A 16638-nucleotide genomic window follows, 5' to 3' on the forward strand; every position below is an offset into this window, starting at 1 on the left:
CCCTTCCCTCTACCCTATCCGGCCTTGCGCGTCTCTTGCCATTGCGCCCCGTAACGCTGCTTGAGGGTGCGTTTGTCCACCTTTTCAGTGCCGAGCCGGGGCAGTGCTTCATGCTCCTGCCAGAAGCGGACCGGAATCTTGAACGCGGCGATGTGCGAGGCGAGGAAGGCACGCAGGTCGTCGTCAGTCACCGTGCAGCCTTCCTTGGCAAGATAGACCGCGACCGGGACTTCGCCATAAAGCTCGTCCGGCAGGCCGAACACGCTTGCCTCGGCGACGCCGGGGTGCGCGTAGATCGCGTTTTCGACCTCGATGCAAGCGATGTTCTCGCCGCCGCGGATGATGATGTCCTTCTTGCGATCGACGATGAAGAGGTAGCCCTCGGCATCGAGGTAGCCGAGATCGCCGGTACGGAAGTAGCCATCGGGCATGATCGCAGCCGCGGTCGCTTCCGGGTTGTCCCAGTAGCCGAGGAAGTTGGCGACGCTGCGGATCGCCACTTCGCCGAGCTGACCTTGCGGGACGGGATTGCCGGAATCGTCGAGGATGGCGAGATCCACCAGCGGGCGTGACGCGGTGCCGGTGCTGCCCGGCTTGGCGATGTAGTTTTCGTTGAAGTTGCCGCAGCCGACGCCGTTGGTTTCGGTGAGGCCGTAGCCGAGGATCGGGAACGCGTGCGGCAGGGCCTTGCGGATGCGGTCGACATGCTCGACCGGGCGCGGTGCGCCGCCGGCCGCGAAGGTGACACAAGTGGAGAGATCGTACTTGGCGTGATCAGGGTGCGTGGCGATCTCGTAGCTCATCAGCGGCACGCCGACGAAGTAGGTGACCTTCTCGCGCTCGATCAGCTGCATCGCGGTGACGGCATCCCACTTGGGCATGAGCACCAGCTTGCGGCCAAGCGCGTAGGACTGAAGCATCAGCGGCACTTCGCCGGTAACGTGGAACAGCGGCACATTGACGAGTGCGATCGGCTGGGATCCCGCCGGCGGTGCTTCGCCGCGCGCGGTCATCAGGCTGAGCACCATGACGCTCTGCGCGAGGTAGCTGTAGGTGCCCTGCACGACGCCGCGGTGGTTGGAATAGGCGCCCTTGGACACGCCTGTGGAGCCCGAGGTGAAGAGGATCGTCGCGAGATCGTCCGGCCCGACTTCGTGCAGCGGAGTGGAGGCATCGCCGCCCTTGGCGGTGAGCGCGGCAAGGCCTTCGGCGGGGAGGCAATCGTGGACGAGCGGGATGATCTCGGCGCCGTGGGTGATGCCGGTGAGGCGCTGCGCGCGCTGGTGATCGGCGATGATCATGCGGCAGCCGACCATGTCGATGCCGTGGGCCATCTCCTCGCCCTGCCACCAGCCGTTGATCAGCACTGCGCAGCCGCCTGCCATGAGCACGGCCATGTAGGCGACGATCCAGTTGGCCGAATTGCGCGCGGCGATGCCGATACGGTCGCCCTTCTGCAAACCGTGCCCGGCAACAAGCCCGCCAGCGGCAATGCGCGCGGCTTCCAGCGTCTGGGCGAAGGTCAGCCGAACATCGCCATCGACGATGTATTCACGCGCACCGTGAAAGGTGCAGAACTGGGTGAAATAGGCACCCAGCGTGGGCGGGGCCGAAGCGATCATCGGCAGATCGCGGCCGAAAGCCTGAAACGGCGTGGTTGCGAGCATGCCGCCGGGGGCGGTCAGCCCGTCCATCACTTGGGCAAGGTCCCGATCAAGCTGGGTCAACATGGGTAAATGATCACTCCTCTCCGCCCCGGTTCGCCTGCTTTCCTGGAAAGGACACCGCGCTGGGGTTTAACCTGTTATTCGGTTTGCGTCCCGGGTTTGCCCTGTGCCAGAAGGCCGCGCAAGGCCGCGTCGCCCGTGGCACAAAACAAAACCGTTCTGTTACAAACCTCGTTGTTACTGAAACTCTAGGGAGCTTGGCCCTTGCTGTCACTATCGGCCGCCGCAGCCGCAGCCCCAGCCCTTGTCGGCGCAGGTCACCAGCCGCTGCATTGGGAGAGCCTTGGCCTCTCGCCGATCGCGATCGACCTCGGGTTCTTCGCAATCAAGTGGTACAGCCTCGCCTATCTGGTTGGGATCATGCTGGCCTATTTCCAGCTTGGCCGGATGATTCGTCAGCCGGGTGCGCCGCTGGCGCAGCGCCATGCGGACGACCTGTTCTTCTATGCGACGCTCGGCATCATCCTGGGCGGGCGTCTGGGCTATGCCATCTTCTATGCCCCAGAACTGCTGACCGATCCGGCGCGGCTGATCCGCCTGTGGGAGGGCGGCATGAGCTTCCATGGCGGGCTGATCGGCACCGTGCTGGCAATTGCCTGGGTTGCATGGCGCGGCGGGCTGAACTTCGTGCGGACATGCGACTACATCGCCGTCTGCGTGGCACCGGGCCTGTTTCTCGGACGCTGCGCCAATTTCGTGAACGGCGAGCTGTGGGGCCGCGTGACGGATTCGAAGATGCCCTGGGTCATGGTCTTCCCCGGCGCCGGCCCGCTGCCGCGCCACCCGAGCCAGCTTTATGAAGCGCTGCTGGAAGGCCTGGTGCTGGGCCTCGTGCTGTTCGTTCTGTTCTGGCGGAGCCGCGCGCGCTGGCGGCCGGGCCTGCTCGTCGGGATGTTCGGACTGGGCTATGCGCTTGCCCGCTTCACGGTCGAATTCTACCGTGAGCCCGATGCGCAGTTGCTCGATTTCGCGCTGCGCAGCGGGCTTTCGATGGGTCAGTGGCTGACGCTGCCGATGATGGCGATCGGACTGGGCTTTGTGTTTCGCGCGCTGGTAAGCCCGCCGCTCGCGGTGACGATCCAGCCGACCGGGCAGCCGGCGGGGCAGACCGTCGTATCCTGAGCGCGGCGCGGAGCGGCTGCGATGACGGGCGATGAGCGCGATGCGCCGGGCGGGCTGGCGGCGGTTTTCGCGCGGCTGATTACGGCGACAGGGCCGATTTCCATCGCGCACTACATGGCCGAGGCCAATGCGCGCTACTATGCCTCGCGCGATCCCTTCGGCACGGCGGGGGACTTCGTGACAGCTCCCGAGATCAGCCAGATGTTCGGCGAGCTGATCGGATTGTGGCTGGCAGATATCTGGCAGCGCGCCGGATGCCCCGACGGGGTATGCTATGTGGAGCTGGGACCCGGGCGCGGAACGCTGGCGCGCGATGCCTTGCGCGCAGCATCCCGCGCCGGCCTCGTCCCCGAAGTCCATTTCGTCGAAACCAGCCCCGCGCTGCGGGGATTGCAGCGCGCGGCGCATCCCGGTGCGGCGTGGCATGACGATCTTTCGACTTTGCCGGCCGACCGACCGCTGCTGCTCGTCGCCAACGAATTCCTCGATGCGCTGCCGGTGCGGCAACTGGTGCGAACGGCGGGTGGCTGGCGCGAGCGCATGGTGGGGCTGAATGCAGCAGGGGCGTTCATCCCGGTCGCAGGGACGCGGCCGATGGATGCAGCGGTGCCGGACAGTTTTGCCGAGGCTGGCGAAGGGGCCATCGTGGAGACATGCCCAGCAGCAGCAGCGGTGGTGCAGGAAGTGGCCGGTCGGCTTGCTTCACAAGGCGGCGCGGCACTGTTCATCGACTATGGCTATGTCGAGCCGCAGCTGGGCAGCACCTTGCAGGCCGTGCGCGCCCATCAAAAGGTGAACGTGTTTGCCGAGCCTGGCGAAGCCGACCTCACCGCCCATGTCGACTTCGGCACAGTGGCGCAGGTGGCCGAGCAGGCGGGTGCGCGCTGGCTGGGGACAAGCGGGCAGGGCGCATGGCTTGCCGCGCTCGGGATCGGTGCGCGCGCGGGCAGCCTTGCGAGAGCGGCGCCACATGCGGCGGAAGCGATCGAGGCCGCGACGATCCGCCTGACCGCGCCGGCGGAAATGGGCACATTGTTCAAGGTGATGGGACTTGCCGCGCCAGGATGGCCCGATGGGGCAGGCTTCAACCGGGTCAGCCCTGCCACAACCGATCGAGACTCCGCTGCACTGCCGTGAGACCGGTCTTGCGAATGACTTGCAACAATCATTCAAGTCACTGTTAAAAATGCGATTAGGTGCCTTGCACCCACGGCAAAATGCTTGTTGGCAAAGCAGCGCCTTTGCGTCTATCAGGCGCGCCCAAGGGGACCTGACTCCCGCTGTTTAGCGGGGCTGGTGCGGTATGGCTGGGCGAGCGTCCCTTTGGGCACTTTCCCGCCAGATCGGTGTGGGACATTTTAGGACACGCTATCGCGCCCGATCCGTGGCGGCGGCAGCGCAGGCAGGGAATGGCAATGGCTGAACAAGCAAGCATCGCTGAAGCGACCATGACTGGCGAAGGTGTACGGCGGCGTGATTTCATCAATATCGCTGCGGTGAGCTTCGCAGGCGTCGGCGGTCTCGCCGCGCTTTATCCGCTGATTTCGCAAATGGCGCCCTCGGCCGACGTGCTGGCCGAGAGCTCGACCGAAATCGATATCTCGGCAATCGCGCCGGGTCAGGCAATCAAGGCCGTGTGGCGCAAGCAGCCGGTCTTCATCCGCAATCTGACGCCCGAGGAAATCAAGGCGGCAGACGCGGTCGACGTTTCGACCCTGCGCGATCCGGAGACGCTGGAAAAGCGCACGACGGCCGGCAAGACGAACTGGCTGATCACCATGGGCGTCTGCACTCACCTGGGCTGCGTGCCGCTCGGCGCCGGCGAGGGTGAGGTCAAGGGCGAGTTCGGGGGCTACTTCTGCCCCTGCCACGGCTCGGTCTACGATACCGCGGCCCGCATCCGCAAAGGCCCGGCACCCAAGAACCTTGAGGTGCCCCCCCATGAATTCTCTTCCGACACTGTCGTGAAGATCGGCTGAGGACTGACACGATGAGCTTTCCCTGGGCGAACGAATACAAGCCGACCAACCCGCTGATGCAGTGGGTTGACAACCGGCTTCCCCTCCCCCGCTTTGTCTACAACGCCGTAGGCGCCGGTTATCCGGTCCCGCGCAACCTCAACTACATGTGGAACTTCGGCATTCTTGCCGGCTTTGCGCTGGTTCTGCAGATCGTGACGGGCGTTGTTCTTGCCATGCACTACGCCGCGAATGCCGGCGTGGCGTTCGACAGCGTCGAGCACATCATGCGCGACGTGAACTGGGGCTGGATGCTGCGCTATGCGCACGCCAACGGCGCCAGCATGTTCTTCATCGTGGTCTACACCCACATCTTCCGCGGCTTCTTCTACTCTTCGTACAAGGCCCCGCGCGAAATGATCTGGCTGCTTGGCGTCGTGATCTTCCTGCTCATGATGGCGACCGCCTTCATGGGTTACGTGCTTCCCTGGGGCCAGATGAGCTTCTGGGGTGCCAAGGTGATCACCGGCCTGTTCTCGGCGATCCCGTTGATCGGCACGCCGCTGCAAGAATGGCTGCTGGGCGGTTTCGCACCGGACAACGCCGCGCTCAACCGCTTCTTCTCGCTGCACTTCCTGCTGCCCTTCGTGATCCTTGGTGTGATCATCCTGCACGTCTGGGCGCTGCACATCCCGGGCTCGTCGAACCCGACCGGCGTTGAAGTGAAGCAGGAATCGGACACCGTGCCGTTCCACCCCTACTACACCGCCAAGGACGGCTTCGGCCTGGGCATCTTCCTGATGCTCTACTGCGCGCTGGTGTTCTTCGCACCGAACCTCTTGGGCCATCCGGACAACTACATCCCGGCGAACCCGCTCTCGACCCCGGCGCACATCGTTCCTGAATGGTACTTCTGGCCGTTCTACGCGATCCTGCGCGCCTTCACCTCGGACTTCATGTTCATCCCGGCGAAGCTGATGGGCGTCCTCGCGATGTTCAGCGCGATCCTGGTGTGGTTCTTCCTGCCCTGGCTCGACACGAGCCCGGTCCGTTCGGGCCATTATCGTCCGCTGTTCCGCAAGTTCTTCTACCTGCTCGTCGTCGATGTGCTGGTGCTGGGCTACTGCGGCGGCGCACCGGCGGCAGAACCCTACGTGATGATCTCGCAGATCGCGTCGATGTACTACTTCCTGCACTTCCTCGTGATCCTGCCGGTCGTCTCGTCGATCGAAAAGCCGCAGCCGCTGCCGTTCTCGATCACCGAGGCCGTGCTGGGCAAGGACGAACACGCCGCCCTCTCTCCTGCAACCCCGGCTGTCGCCTGAGCCTGCCAACCCGGCACATCCAAAGGGAAACCTCATGGTCCGTCTATTTGGCCCGCTCGTTGGCCTCTTCTTCGCAGTCGCGCTGCTCTGGTCGTTCGGAAACGGCGCCTACAACGCGGTGACCCAGCCCTCTCCGCCCACCGCGGAAGCGCTGTTCCACAAGCATCCGAAGGAAGTCGCGTTCTCGTTCGACAGCGCCTTCGGCACTTACGACAAGGCGCAGCTTCAGCGCGGCTTCAAGGTTTATCAGGAAGTCTGCTCGAACTGCCACAGCCTGAAGCAGGTGGCGTTCCGCGACCTGACCCAGCTGGGCTACAACGAGGCCGAAGTGAAGGCGATCGCGAAGAACTGGGGCAACAAGGCCCAGACTTTCGATCCCAAGACCGGTGACCGCGGTGACCGTCCGAACCTGCCTTCGGACCACTTCCCGCCGGTTTACTACGCCGGTCAGGGCGTGCCGCCGGATCTCTCGCTCGTCGCGAAGTCGCGTCACGGCGGTGCGCAGTACATCCACTCGCTGCTGACGGGCTATGTCGACCAGGCTGGCTACAAGAATGAAGCGGGCCAGGAACTTCTCAAGATGTTCCCGGATGCGAAGACGCCCGATGGGCTGTATTTCAACCCCTACTTCGCCAACCTGAACCTTGCGATGCCGGCCCCGCTGGTGAGCGACGGACAGGTGACATACAGCGACGGCAGGGCTGCCACGGTCGACCAGATGGCGATGGACGTCTCGGCGTTCCTGACCTGGACCGCCGAACCGAAGCTCGACAAGCGCAAGCAGACGGGCTGGCCGGTGCTGGGCTTCCTGCTGGCTGCCACAGTGCTTGCCTACCTTGCCAAGCGGAACGTCTGGGCTGACAAGCACTAAGCCTTCCGGCACTAAGCTTTCCGGCACTGATCTTTCCGATCAGGGTAACAAACAAAGGCCACCGGCAACGGTGGCCTTTTTTGTCGGCATGGCTATGGAGGGCACGCCATGACCGAGGACGATATCAAGGCGCTTGTGCGCACGGTGCCCGACTTCCCTGCGAAGGGAATCCTGTTTCGCGACGTAACAACGCTCATCAGCCACGGTGATGGATTTGCCGCCTGCATCGCACATCTGGCGCGGATGGCGGCGGCAGCCGGGGCAGAGGTGATCGCCGGTATGGAAGCGCGCGGCTTCATCTTCGGCGCGGCGGTGGCGGCACACATGCGGCTTGGCTTCGTGCCAGTGCGCAAGCCGGGCAAGCTGCCGGTGCGCACCGTGGGAATCGACTATGCGCTGGAATACGGCCGGGACCGACTGGAGATCGATCCGGGCGCAATCGAGAAGGGAGCGAGGGTTGTGATCGTCGACGACCTCATCGCCACCGGAGGAACCGCTCTGGCAGCGACCGAGCTGCTGCGCGGCGCAGGAGCGCGGGTGGACCATGCGCTGTTCGTGATCGACTTGCCGGACTTGCACGGTGCGGAGCGGCTACGGGGCGCCGGCGTGACCGTGGAAGCCCTGATGGATTTCCCGGGGCACTGACGCCCAGGCAAGGCTGTTTTACAGGATCTGCGCCCCGCCCGCATCGGGCGAGAGCCTGAGGGCGACCCGATCAGAAGTTGGCGAGCGTAGCCGTGGCGCAGCGGACAGCATCAGGATCGGTCCCGCCGCTGCCGCCGGTCAGCATGCCGGCAAGCACGAATCCGCCGACGACAAAAACCACAAAGCCGATCGTGACAAGCCCAAGGTACTTGTCGATCACGCGCTTGATCGGGGCGCCGAACAGCTGGAACAGCCCCCCGACGATCATGAAGCTGATCGAACGGCTGATGATGCTGGCGAAAAGGAACGTCACCAACGACATCTTGATGAAACCGGCGCTGATCGTGATCAGCTTGAACGGTATCGGCAAGACACCCTTGACGATGATGATTTCCCAGCCGTGGGCACGCAGATAGCAGGCTGCCTGCGGAAAGCTTTCGGCCAGGTGGAGCATTTCGAGCAGCTGCTTGCCGACGCTGGCGAAGAGGAAATAGCCGATCGCATAGCCCAACAGGCCGCCAAGCACGGACCCGGCCGTGGCGATCGCGGAGAAACGCACGGCCTTCTTCGGTTCGGCAAGGCACATGACCCCGAGCAGAGGGTGCGGCGGCACAGGGAAGAAGCTGGCTTCCATGGCAGAGAACAACGCCAGCCACACTTCGGCAAGCGGGTGCGTGGCCTTGGCCAAGGTCCAGTTATAAAGGCTGCGAAGCATTGGGCTGGGTACTCGACTGATCAAACGTGCGCCTGCGGGCAGAATCGGGACAAGTCCCGCGGCCGTTCCCTAGCAACGCAATCCAAACATTCCCTAAGCGAGCACGCGCCAAAGTGCTAGGGGGCGCAGCGCTTAACCATATAGGTACAAATTCCTTGACATCGTCACGCTGTTTGAGTACATAACAGGAACATCGCGAAAGACCGAGTCGCCGCCCCGGCAGCGGACCGGTCGGTGCTCCCCCTCCCCCAGCGACGGAAACCTCATGGCCCAGCGACCCAATGCGCCGAAGCCGCGCACCGCCGCCCCTGCGCGTCGTGCCAGATCGGACAGCACACCCAAGTGGGCAGGCGTCTTCCTCGCCGCGCTTGCGGATACCTCGAACGTCGCTGCGGCCGCCCGCGCGGCTTCCATCGATGTTTCGACCGCCTACAACCGCCGGCGGCATAATCACGAATTCAACCGCGAGTGGCAGGTGGCGCTCTGCGAAGGCTACGACAACCTCGAGATGGAGCTGCTCTGCCGGCTCCGCACCGGCGAAGTGAAGCCTGCCGCCGGCGCCAAGAAAGGCAACCGGACGTTCGACAATGCCACGGCGTTCCGCCTGCTGGCCGCGCACCGCGAATCGACCACGCGCGAACGTGCGCAGCGCCAGCATACGAGCGCTGAGGAAATCCGGGCCGCGATCGATCGCAAGGTCGATGAACTGCGGCGCCGGGTGATGGAGGCCAAGGCACAGCGCGAGGCTGCGGCGCTAGCCGCCGGGATCCTGCCCAAGCCGCAGGATCCCGCGTGAGGTCCGACCGGCTGGACTTTCTGCGCCATGACGAGGACCGACTGGCCCATGCGCTGCCGGATTGGCTCAGCGAGAGCGAACGAAATGCGGTGCTGGCGGACTGGTCGCTGTGGGCCCGCGCCTCGCAGCTGCCGCCGCCGGGCGACTGGCGGGTGTGGCTGATCATGGCGGGGCGCGGGTTCGGCAAGACGCGCGCCGGGGCGGAATGGGTGCGGATGGTGGCCGAAGGCGACCATTCCGCACGGATCGCGCTGGTGGCTTCCTCGTTGCACGAAGCGCGCAGCGTGATGGTGGAGGGTGAGAGCGGGCTGATGGCCGTGAGCCCGCCGCACCTGAGGCCGCGCTATGAGCCATCGCTGCGCCGGATCGTGTGGCCCGGCGGCGCGCAGGCGCTGCTTTACTCGGCGGCGGAAGCCGAGGCCTTGCGCGGGCCGCAGCATAGCCACGCCTGGTGCGACGAAATTGCCAAGTGGGACGACAACCAGGGGCAAGCCCGGCGGTGCTGGGACAACCTGATGCTGGGCCTGCGACTGGGGAGCGCACCGCAGATCGTGGCGACGACGACACCGCGTGCGGTGCCGCTGGTCAGGCGGCTGGTGGCGCAGGTCGGCATGGACGACGATGTCGTGCTGACACGCGGATCGACGCTGGAGAATGAGGCCAACCTGCCGGGTCGGTTCATTGCCGATGTGACGCGCGAATTTGGCGGGACGCTGCTGGGGCGGCAGGAATTGGACGGTGAGCTGATCGATGATCTGCCCGGCGCGCTGTGGACGCGCGGGCTGATCGAGACTTGCCGCGACACCGGCGCGGTTCCGGCGATGACGCGCGTGATCGTGGGGGTCGATCCGCCGGCCAGTGCCGAAGGCGACGCCTGCGGGATCGTGGTTTGCGGGCTGGGCGACGACGGTGTGGCGCGCGTGCTGGCAGACGCATCGGTCGAGAAAGCCAGCCCGGAGCGCTGGGCCCGCGCGGTGGCCGAAACGGCACGAGCGTGGTCTGCCGACCGCGTGGTGGCCGAGGCCAACCAGGGCGGCGCGATGGTGGGCGCCGTGCTGCGGGCGGCGAATGCCATGCTGCCGCTGCGGCTGGTGCATGCAACGCGGGGGAAAACCGCGCGGGCCGAACCTGTCGCGGCGCTCTATGAAGCCGGGCGGGTGCGCCATGCCGGATTCTTCGCGCGGCTGGAGGACGAACTGTGCGGTCTACTACCGGGCGGAACCTATCAGGGCCCCGGCCGATCACCGGACCGGGCCGACGCCTGTGTCTGGGCGCTGACCGAGCTGATGCTCGGCCGCGCTGGAGAGCCGCGCATCTGGATTGATTGAGGGACTGGTGCCCGAATTGGGGGGAGCACGCCCTCCCCCAGCCCCTCCCGCATGCCGGAGGGGAGATCATCGCTTCGAGCGTTTTGAAAGGCTGGACATGTCGATTTTGCAAAGCCTCGCGGCGGCCTTCAAGGGCGCCGCAGTAACCGACCGTGCGCCTTTGGCACGCGGGTTCATTTCCCCCTGGGCCGAGGCGTTTCAATGGCGCGGCGGCGAGGCGCGAGGGCCGCTCAACTACCCGGCCGCAATCCGCGAAGCCTATCTGAAGAACCCGGTTGCGCAGCGCGCCGTGCGGCTGGTGGCCGAGGGTGTGGGCAGCGCGCCGCTTTCTGCATCCGACCCGGAGCTGGTCAGGCTGGTCAGCGCGACCAGCGCGGGGCAGGCGCTGCTCGAGACGCTGGCGAGCCAGCTGCTGTTGCACGGCAACGGCTATGTGCAAGTGCTGCGCGATGCCGATGGCCAGCCCGCCGAGCTCTTTGCACTGCGCCCAGAGCGGGTGCGGATCGTGCCCGACAGCAAGGGCTGGCCGGCGGCGTTCACTTACACACTGGGCGAGACGACGCTGCAAATCGATGCGGTGGACGAGTTCGGCCAGCCCAACCTCATACACATCCGCGCCTATCACCCCTCAGACGACCACTATGGCGCAGGCTGCCTGGAGGCAGCGGACGAGGCCGTGGCGATCCACAATGCCGCCGCGCGGTGGAACCGGGCGCTGCTGGAAAACGCGGCACGGCCTTCCGGTGCGCTGGTCTATGATCCCGGCGAGCCGGGTGCTGCGCTGAGCGCCGACCAGTTCGAGCGGATCAAGACCGAGCTGGCGGCAGCGTTTTCGGGCGAAACCAATGCCGGACGCCCCATGCTGCTGGAAGGCGGGCTGAAATGGCAGACGCTGGCGCTGAGCCCGGCGGACATGGATTTTGCCACGCTGAAGGCAGCGGCGGCGCGGGACATCGCACTCGCCTTCGGCGTGCCGCCGATGCTGCTCGGGCTGCCGGGCGATAACACGTACGCCAATTACCGCGAGGCCAATCGCGCGCTGTGGCGGCTCACGCTGTTGCCGCTGGCGGGCAAGATCCTCGACGCGCTCGCGGAAGGGCTGGCGCCCTGGTTCGCGGATGCGCGGCTGGCGGTCGAACTCGATCGGGTGCCGGCGCTGGCCGAGGACCGGCAGGCACTGTGGTCGCAGGTGACGGCGGCGGATTTCCTGACACCTGCCGAGAAGCGGCAGATGCTCGGCCTTGCGGAGAAGCTGGCATGAGACGCGAGGACATGCTGGCCGGGCTGCTGGCGCAGGCCGGGAGCGAAGGCTCTGAACTGATCACGCTCAGGGCCGTGGTCGAAGAAGCAAGCGAGCTGGGTGCCGCGCGGGCGCTCGAGCAGATGGGCCTTGCCGACGAAACCGCGCATGAGGACCTGGCCGAACTGCGCGAGCTGTTGCGGGCGTGGCGGGACGCGAAGGCGAGCGCCTGGAAGGCCGTGGTCGGCTGGGTGGTGCGCGGGATGCTCGCGCTGCTGCTGCTGGGCATCGCGGTGCGGCTCGGATCCGAGGATGTGCTGCGATGAGCGGCGCAGCGGAGCCGGCGCCTCCGGCCCTTCGCTTTGCAGGTTACGCCGCCGTCTTCGGCAAGCGCGACAGCGGCGGCGATGTGATCCTGCCGGGCGCATTTGCCGAGACGCTGGCGGCGCGCAAGGAGGCGGGCGTGCGGCTGCCCTTGCTATGGCAGCACCGCACCGGCCAGCGGATCGGCTGGGTCGATCTTGCCGAGGAAGACCGGCACGGCCTGCGCGTGATCGCCTCGCTTTCGCCCGGTGCAGGCCCCGCCGCCAAGGCTCTGGCGACAGGCGCGGTGAATGGTCTCTCGTTCGGATATCGGGTGCGCGATGCCGCACCGCAGGGCAGCGGGCGCGAACTGCGCAGCATCGACCTGATCGAAGTCAGCCTGGTGACACGGCCCATGCAGCAATTGGCCCGGGTCCACTATGTCGACAGCAATGGCGGCCAATTGGCGCCGGCGTAACCTCCAAGTCTTCGTAACCCCAACATTTTCGTGAACCCCGAAACGGCCGCCGCGGAGCGTGAGGCCCCGCAATGACGGCCGCCATCAAGAAAGGACGTTCGGTTCCATGGACATCAACACCCCCGAAAGCGCCATGAGCGGCACAATCGAAACCAAGGCCGACGCGCTCGATGCGTCGTTCGACATCGCGCTGCGGCAGGATGAGGCCGCCGCTGCAATCGAGGCGCTGCGCGGCGACATTGCCGAAGTGAAGGGCCGGCTCGACAAGGTGAACCGGGCCGCGGTGCGGCCGGTCATCGGCAGCGCGGCGGACGGCGCGCTGGACGCTTCGCCGGAGCTCAAGGGCTTTGTCGATGGCTATCTGCGCATGGGCCGGGAGACCGAGCTCAAGGGCTTCTCGATCGCTTCGCCGGCGGATGGCGGCTTCACCGTTCCGCGTGCGATCGATACCGAGATCGCGCGCCGCCTGCTCAAGATGAGCCCGGTGCGCAGCGTGGCCAATGTGGTGCAGACCAGCACCAGCGGCTTCCGCCGCCTGATCTCGATCGGCGGTACGGCTTCCGGCTGGGCCAGCGAAACCGGCGCGCGTACCGAGACGGCAAGCCCCAAGTTCGCCGAGATTGTGCCGCCGTTGGGTGAGCTCTACGCCAATCCCTCGGCCACGCAGCAGATGCTCGACGATGCCGCGTTCGATGTGAGCACCTGGCTGGCTGGCGAAATTGCCAGCGAGTTCGCCCGTGCCGAAGGCGCCGCCTTCATCAACGGCACCGGTACCAATCAGCCGCGCGGCTTCCTGACCGGGCCGACCGCTGCGCAGAGCGATACGGCGCGGGCTTTCGGCACGTTGCAGTTCATCGCATCAGGCAATGCCAATGCGTTTGACCCGACGCCGGAAGCGAAGCTGATCGACATGGTCTTCGCGATGAAGGCCGCGCTGCGGCAGGGCGCGGTGTGGATGATGAATTCGGCAACGCTGGCGACGGTACGCAAGTTCAAGGCGGCCGATGGCTCGTTCCTGTGGCAGGCGGGCATCGTTGACGGCCAGCCGAGCCGGCTGCTGGGCTATCCGGTGATCGAGGCCGAAGACATGCCCGATATCGCTGCGGGCAGCTTCCCGATCGCGTTCGGCAACTTCAAGGCCGGATACCTCATCGCCGAACGCACTGCGACGACGATCCTGCGCGATCCCTACACCAACAAGCCCTACGTGCAGTTCTATGCGACGCGCCGCGTCGGTGGCCAGCTGCTCGATAGCGACGCGATCAAGCTGCTCAAGATCTCGACCTGAACGAGGCCGGCCTGACTAGTTGAGGCCTGACTGGTTGAGGCCTGAACGGTTGAGGGCTGGCGCGAAATCCCCTGTCGCGCCGGCCCCGCGTCCGCGGCGGCTCCCCTCACGCCGCGGACGCCCCCTTTTCCTGCCCTGGATGTTTCCATCCCCCGAACACCGGAGATTGCCATGAAGCGGGCAATAACCGCGCCGCCGACACTGGCACCGACGGCGCTCGCCGAACTCAAGGCATGGCTTGGCATCAGCACGACCCGCGATGACGCGGAGCTGACAGGTCTGATCAAGACCGCGCTGGAGCTGTGCGAAGGATTTATCGGCACGATGCCGCTGGTATCAGGCTGCGAGGAAGTGCTGCAGGCTTGCGGTGACTGGCAATCGCTGGCGACCCGGCCAATCAAGGCGATCACCGGCGTGCTGGAGATTGCGGCGGATGGCACCCGATCTGCGCTGGCGGCGACCGACTACGATATCGACATCGACGCCGAAGGCACCGGGCGCATGCGACTGGCGCGACCGATCGAGCAGACCCGCGTTGCCGTGAAGTTCACCGCCGGGATGGCAGAAGGGTGGGACACGCTGCCCGATGCAATCCGGCAGGGCATGGTGCGCTGGGCCGCCTACCAGCACCGCACGCGGGACAATGACAAGGCGATGGCCGGGCCGCCTGCTTCGGTTGCGGCGCTGTGGCGGCCCTGGCGGCGGATGCGCATCGCATGAGCGGAACCGGCAGCAACTTTGCCCAGGTGCAGCAGCATCTGATCGCCGCCGCCCGCCGCATCGCCGAAGCCCGGGCCGCCAGCCGCCCCGCACCGGACAACACGGCCAACTGGCGGTCCGCGCGGTGGCTGTGGCCCTTGCTGTGACAGGAGTAAGCAATGGAACTGGCTTTTCGTGCCGCAGTTATTGCCTGGCTCGCCGCTGATCCGACGCTGGCGGACGGACTGAACGCGATTGTCGAGGAAGCGCCGATCAAGACCGCGCTGCCATGGCTGGCGCTGACAGCGAGCGCGAGCACCGACTGGAGCAACAAGAGCCTGCGTGGACGCGAAATCCGCGTGGCGCTCGAGCTCAACTACCGCGGCTATGCGCAACTGGCGGAGACCGATCTGATCGGCGCCATCGAAGCGCGGATGGAAAGCCTGCCTGCCGACCAGAGCGCAGCCGGATTCCGGATCGCCAGCCTGACGTTCCTCAAGGCCCGTGCCGAACAGCGCGGCGAGGCGCTGCGCTCGCTGGTGCTCGAATATCGGGCGCGAGTGCTGGCCGCCTGACCGCAGGCCCCGCCATTCGAATGTGATGCCTAACTCTCAATCAGGAGAACCGAAATGCCCGCACAGAAGGGAAGCGCCTTTCTGCTGAAGATCAGCGATGGCGCTGCGACGCCGACCTACAACACCGTGGCCGGGCTGCGCACGACGCAGATGTCGATCAACGGCGAACTGGTGGTGGTGACCAGCAAGGATTCGGGTGGCTGGCGCGAGCTGCTTTCCGGCGCGGGAACGCGATCGGTGAGCGTGAGTGCAGCCGGAATCTTCCTTGGCAGCGCCGCCGAGAGCCAGGTTCGCGGCAATGCGCTGGCCGGCACCATCACCGACTACGAGCTTTCGTTCGAGGGCGGCGAGAAGATGCACGGCAAGTTCCTTGTCCAGAAGCTGGATTACTCCGGCGATTTCAACGGTGAGCGCAATTACACGCTGTCGCTCGAAAGCTCGGGCGTGGTGGTGCAGGTATGAGCGGCGCACCGAAGACACCCGTGACCGCCAATCCGCATCGCGGCGAGGCTGGCCTGCCGCTGGACGGCGTGACGCATGTGCTGCGCCCGACTTTCGGGGCCCTTGTGGCCGCCGAAGAGGAGCTTGGGCCGCTGTTTGGGCTTGTCGAGCGCGCGAGCGGTGGCGAGCTGAAGCTGGGCGAGATGGTGGCGCTGTTCTGGCATTGCCTGGCGCATCCTTCCGCACAGAGCCGCGAGGACTTTGCCGAGGCGGTAACCCGCGCCGGCCTCTCTGCCTGCGCACCGGCGCTGCGCAGCCTGCTCGTGCAAGTGCTGAAGGGCGGCGGATGAGCGCCAAGGCCGAAGCCCGCTTCGGCGAGGCAGCGACACGGCTTTCGGGCCAGGCGGCGCTGCTGATCGGCTGGGCGCCGGATACCTTCTGGTCCGCCACCCCAGCCGAACTTGCGGCGGTTGTCATGGCCGCAGCGCCGCCGCCGGCGGGCGGCATCGACCGCACCACCCTGTCTGCAATGATGGAGCGCGACGCGCATGGATAGTCTTTCTACGCTGGTCGTCGACGTGCGGGCCAGCACCGACGGGTTTGCCGCCGACATTGGCCAGATGCGCAACAGCTTCGATTCGATCCTGGTCGATGGATTCAGCCGAGGCAGCGACGTGCTGGAGCGCGGGCTGCTGAGCGCCGTGCGGCGCGGAAGCCTTGGCTTCGAGGACTTGCGCCGCACCGGTCTCCGGGTGCTCGACGACATTGCGGCACAAGCCCTGCGCGGCGGCCTGGCCTCGATCGGGCTCGGGAGTTCGGGAGGCAGCGGCCTTGGCGGCGGGATCCTCGGCCTTGGCGGCCTGATCAGCTCGATCTTCGGGTTGCCGGGCCGAGCGACCGGCGGACCGGTCGCGCCGGGACGACCATACCTCGTCGGCGAGCGCGGGCCGGAGCTGTTCGTGCCGACATCGGCCGGACAGATCGACCCTGGCAGCGGCGGCGGCGGGCGGGCTGTCAACGTCTCGATCAAGGTGGTCGCGCCCGCAGGCAGCAGCAGCCCGGAAAGCCTGCGCCGCTCCAGCCGACAGGTGGCGCAGGCGGTGCGCCGCGCCCTGAGCGAATACTGA

At 66.1% G+C, this 16638-nt stretch carries 21 protein-coding genes; 19 read left to right on the forward strand and 2 right to left on the reverse strand.

The window, feature by feature from the left end; translation table 11 throughout:
* Positions 1-14: 14 nt before the first annotated feature.
* Positions 15-1730 carry a class I adenylate-forming enzyme family protein gene (locus tag ACO06X_RS09835; protein ID WP_421839736.1) on the reverse strand — a complete coding sequence of 572 codons (1716 nt, stop codon included), beginning with the start codon at positions 1728-1730 and terminating at the stop codon, positions 15-17.
* 201 nt (positions 1731-1931) lie between these two features.
* Between ACO06X_RS09835 and lgt the strand changes: the two genes are divergently transcribed.
* The 6 genes from lgt (at position 1932) to ACO06X_RS09865 (ending at position 7648) form a co-directional block, all read left to right on the forward strand.
* Positions 1932-2849: a prolipoprotein diacylglyceryl transferase gene (lgt, locus tag ACO06X_RS09840; RefSeq protein ID WP_421839737.1), complete on the forward strand. Its 918-nt coding sequence runs from the start codon at positions 1932-1934 to the stop codon at positions 2847-2849.
* 21 nt (positions 2850-2870) lie between these two features.
* Positions 2871-3986 carry a class I SAM-dependent methyltransferase gene (locus ACO06X_RS09845; protein ID WP_421839738.1) on the forward strand — a complete coding sequence of 372 codons (1116 nt, stop codon included), beginning with the start codon at positions 2871-2873 and terminating at the stop codon, positions 3984-3986.
* 278 nt (positions 3987-4264) lie between these two features.
* A complete protein-coding gene (gene petA / locus ACO06X_RS09850) occupies positions 4265-4828 on the forward strand; it encodes a ubiquinol-cytochrome c reductase iron-sulfur subunit (protein ID WP_421839739.1) in 564 nt (187 codons plus the stop codon).
* Positions 4829-4839: 11 nt separating this feature from the next.
* Complete coding sequence (locus ACO06X_RS09855) at positions 4840-6132, forward strand: cytochrome b (protein WP_421839740.1); 1293 nt, start codon at positions 4840-4842, stop codon at positions 6130-6132.
* Positions 6133-6166: 34 nt separating this feature from the next.
* Positions 6167-7003, forward strand: a complete 837-nt coding sequence (locus ACO06X_RS09860; RefSeq protein ID WP_421839741.1) for a cytochrome c1 — start codon at positions 6167-6169, stop codon at positions 7001-7003.
* A 108-nt stretch (positions 7004-7111) separates the two neighbouring features.
* Complete coding sequence (locus ACO06X_RS09865; RefSeq protein ID WP_421839742.1) at positions 7112-7648, forward strand: adenine phosphoribosyltransferase; 537 nt, start codon at positions 7112-7114, stop codon at positions 7646-7648.
* A gap of 70 nt (positions 7649-7718) precedes the next feature.
* Here ACO06X_RS09865 and ACO06X_RS09870 read toward each other — a convergent pair whose 3' ends face one another.
* A complete protein-coding gene (locus ACO06X_RS09870; RefSeq protein WP_421839743.1) occupies positions 7719-8363 on the reverse strand; it encodes a YqaA family protein in 645 nt (214 codons plus the stop codon).
* Positions 8364-8628: 265 nt separating this feature from the next.
* Between ACO06X_RS09870 and ACO06X_RS09875 the strand changes: the two genes are divergently transcribed.
* The 13 genes from ACO06X_RS09875 (at position 8629) to ACO06X_RS09935 (ending at position 16638) form a co-directional block, all read left to right on the forward strand.
* Complete coding sequence (locus ACO06X_RS09875; RefSeq protein WP_298174074.1) at positions 8629-9159, forward strand: hypothetical protein; 531 nt, start codon at positions 8629-8631, stop codon at positions 9157-9159.
* Positions 9156-10487 carry a DNA-packaging protein gene (locus ACO06X_RS09880; protein WP_421839744.1) on the forward strand — a complete coding sequence of 444 codons (1332 nt, stop codon included), beginning with the start codon at positions 9156-9158 and terminating at the stop codon, positions 10485-10487. The genes ACO06X_RS09875 and ACO06X_RS09880 overlap by 4 nt, the downstream gene beginning before the upstream one ends.
* A 97-nt stretch (positions 10488-10584) precedes the next feature.
* On the forward strand, positions 10585-11748 hold the full coding sequence (locus ACO06X_RS09885; RefSeq protein WP_421839745.1) for a phage portal protein: 1164 nt from the start codon (positions 10585-10587) through the stop codon (positions 11746-11748).
* Positions 11745-12053: a DUF6127 family protein gene (locus ACO06X_RS09890; protein WP_421839746.1), complete on the forward strand. Its 309-nt coding sequence runs from the start codon at positions 11745-11747 to the stop codon at positions 12051-12053. The genes ACO06X_RS09885 and ACO06X_RS09890 overlap by 4 nt, the downstream gene beginning before the upstream one ends.
* On the forward strand, positions 12050-12508 hold the full coding sequence (locus ACO06X_RS09895; protein WP_421839747.1) for an HK97 family phage prohead protease: 459 nt from the start codon (positions 12050-12052) through the stop codon (positions 12506-12508). Before ACO06X_RS09890 ends, ACO06X_RS09895 begins: the two co-directional genes overlap by 4 nt.
* Before the next feature lie 106 nt (positions 12509-12614).
* Positions 12615-13796: a phage major capsid protein gene (locus tag ACO06X_RS09900; RefSeq protein ID WP_421839748.1), complete on the forward strand. Its 1182-nt coding sequence runs from the start codon at positions 12615-12617 to the stop codon at positions 13794-13796.
* Positions 13797-13967: 171 nt separating this feature from the next.
* Positions 13968-14516: a head-tail connector protein gene (locus ACO06X_RS09905; protein WP_421839749.1), complete on the forward strand. Its 549-nt coding sequence runs from the start codon at positions 13968-13970 to the stop codon at positions 14514-14516.
* Positions 14513-14662 (forward strand): hypothetical protein, encoded by a 150-nt coding sequence (locus ACO06X_RS09910; protein ID WP_421839750.1) that lies wholly within the window; start codon positions 14513-14515, stop codon positions 14660-14662. The genes ACO06X_RS09905 and ACO06X_RS09910 overlap by 4 nt, the downstream gene beginning before the upstream one ends.
* A gap of 12 nt (positions 14663-14674) precedes the next feature.
* The gene (locus ACO06X_RS09915) at positions 14675-15070 is read left to right on the forward strand and encodes a DUF3168 domain-containing protein (protein ID WP_298174090.1); all 396 of its coding nucleotides are present in this window, start codon (positions 14675-14677) and stop codon (positions 15068-15070) included.
* Between the two features lie 54 nt (positions 15071-15124).
* Positions 15125-15532: a phage major tail protein, TP901-1 family gene (locus ACO06X_RS09920; protein ID WP_421839751.1), complete on the forward strand. Its 408-nt coding sequence runs from the start codon at positions 15125-15127 to the stop codon at positions 15530-15532.
* Positions 15529-15861: a gene transfer agent family protein gene (locus ACO06X_RS09925; protein WP_421839752.1), complete on the forward strand. Its 333-nt coding sequence runs from the start codon at positions 15529-15531 to the stop codon at positions 15859-15861. The genes ACO06X_RS09920 and ACO06X_RS09925 overlap by 4 nt, the downstream gene beginning before the upstream one ends.
* Positions 15858-16067, forward strand: a complete 210-nt coding sequence (locus ACO06X_RS09930; RefSeq protein WP_298174095.1) for a phage tail assembly chaperone — start codon at positions 15858-15860, stop codon at positions 16065-16067. Before ACO06X_RS09925 ends, ACO06X_RS09930 begins: the two co-directional genes overlap by 4 nt.
* Positions 16060-16638, forward strand: coding sequence for a tail tape measure protein (locus ACO06X_RS09935; RefSeq protein ID WP_421839753.1), 579 nt, complete (start codon positions 16060-16062; stop codon positions 16636-16638). Before ACO06X_RS09930 ends, ACO06X_RS09935 begins: the two co-directional genes overlap by 8 nt.

The organism is Novosphingobium sp. (assembly GCF_965229225.1).
Classification (GTDB): domain Bacteria; phylum Pseudomonadota; class Alphaproteobacteria; order Sphingomonadales; family Sphingomonadaceae; genus Novosphingobium.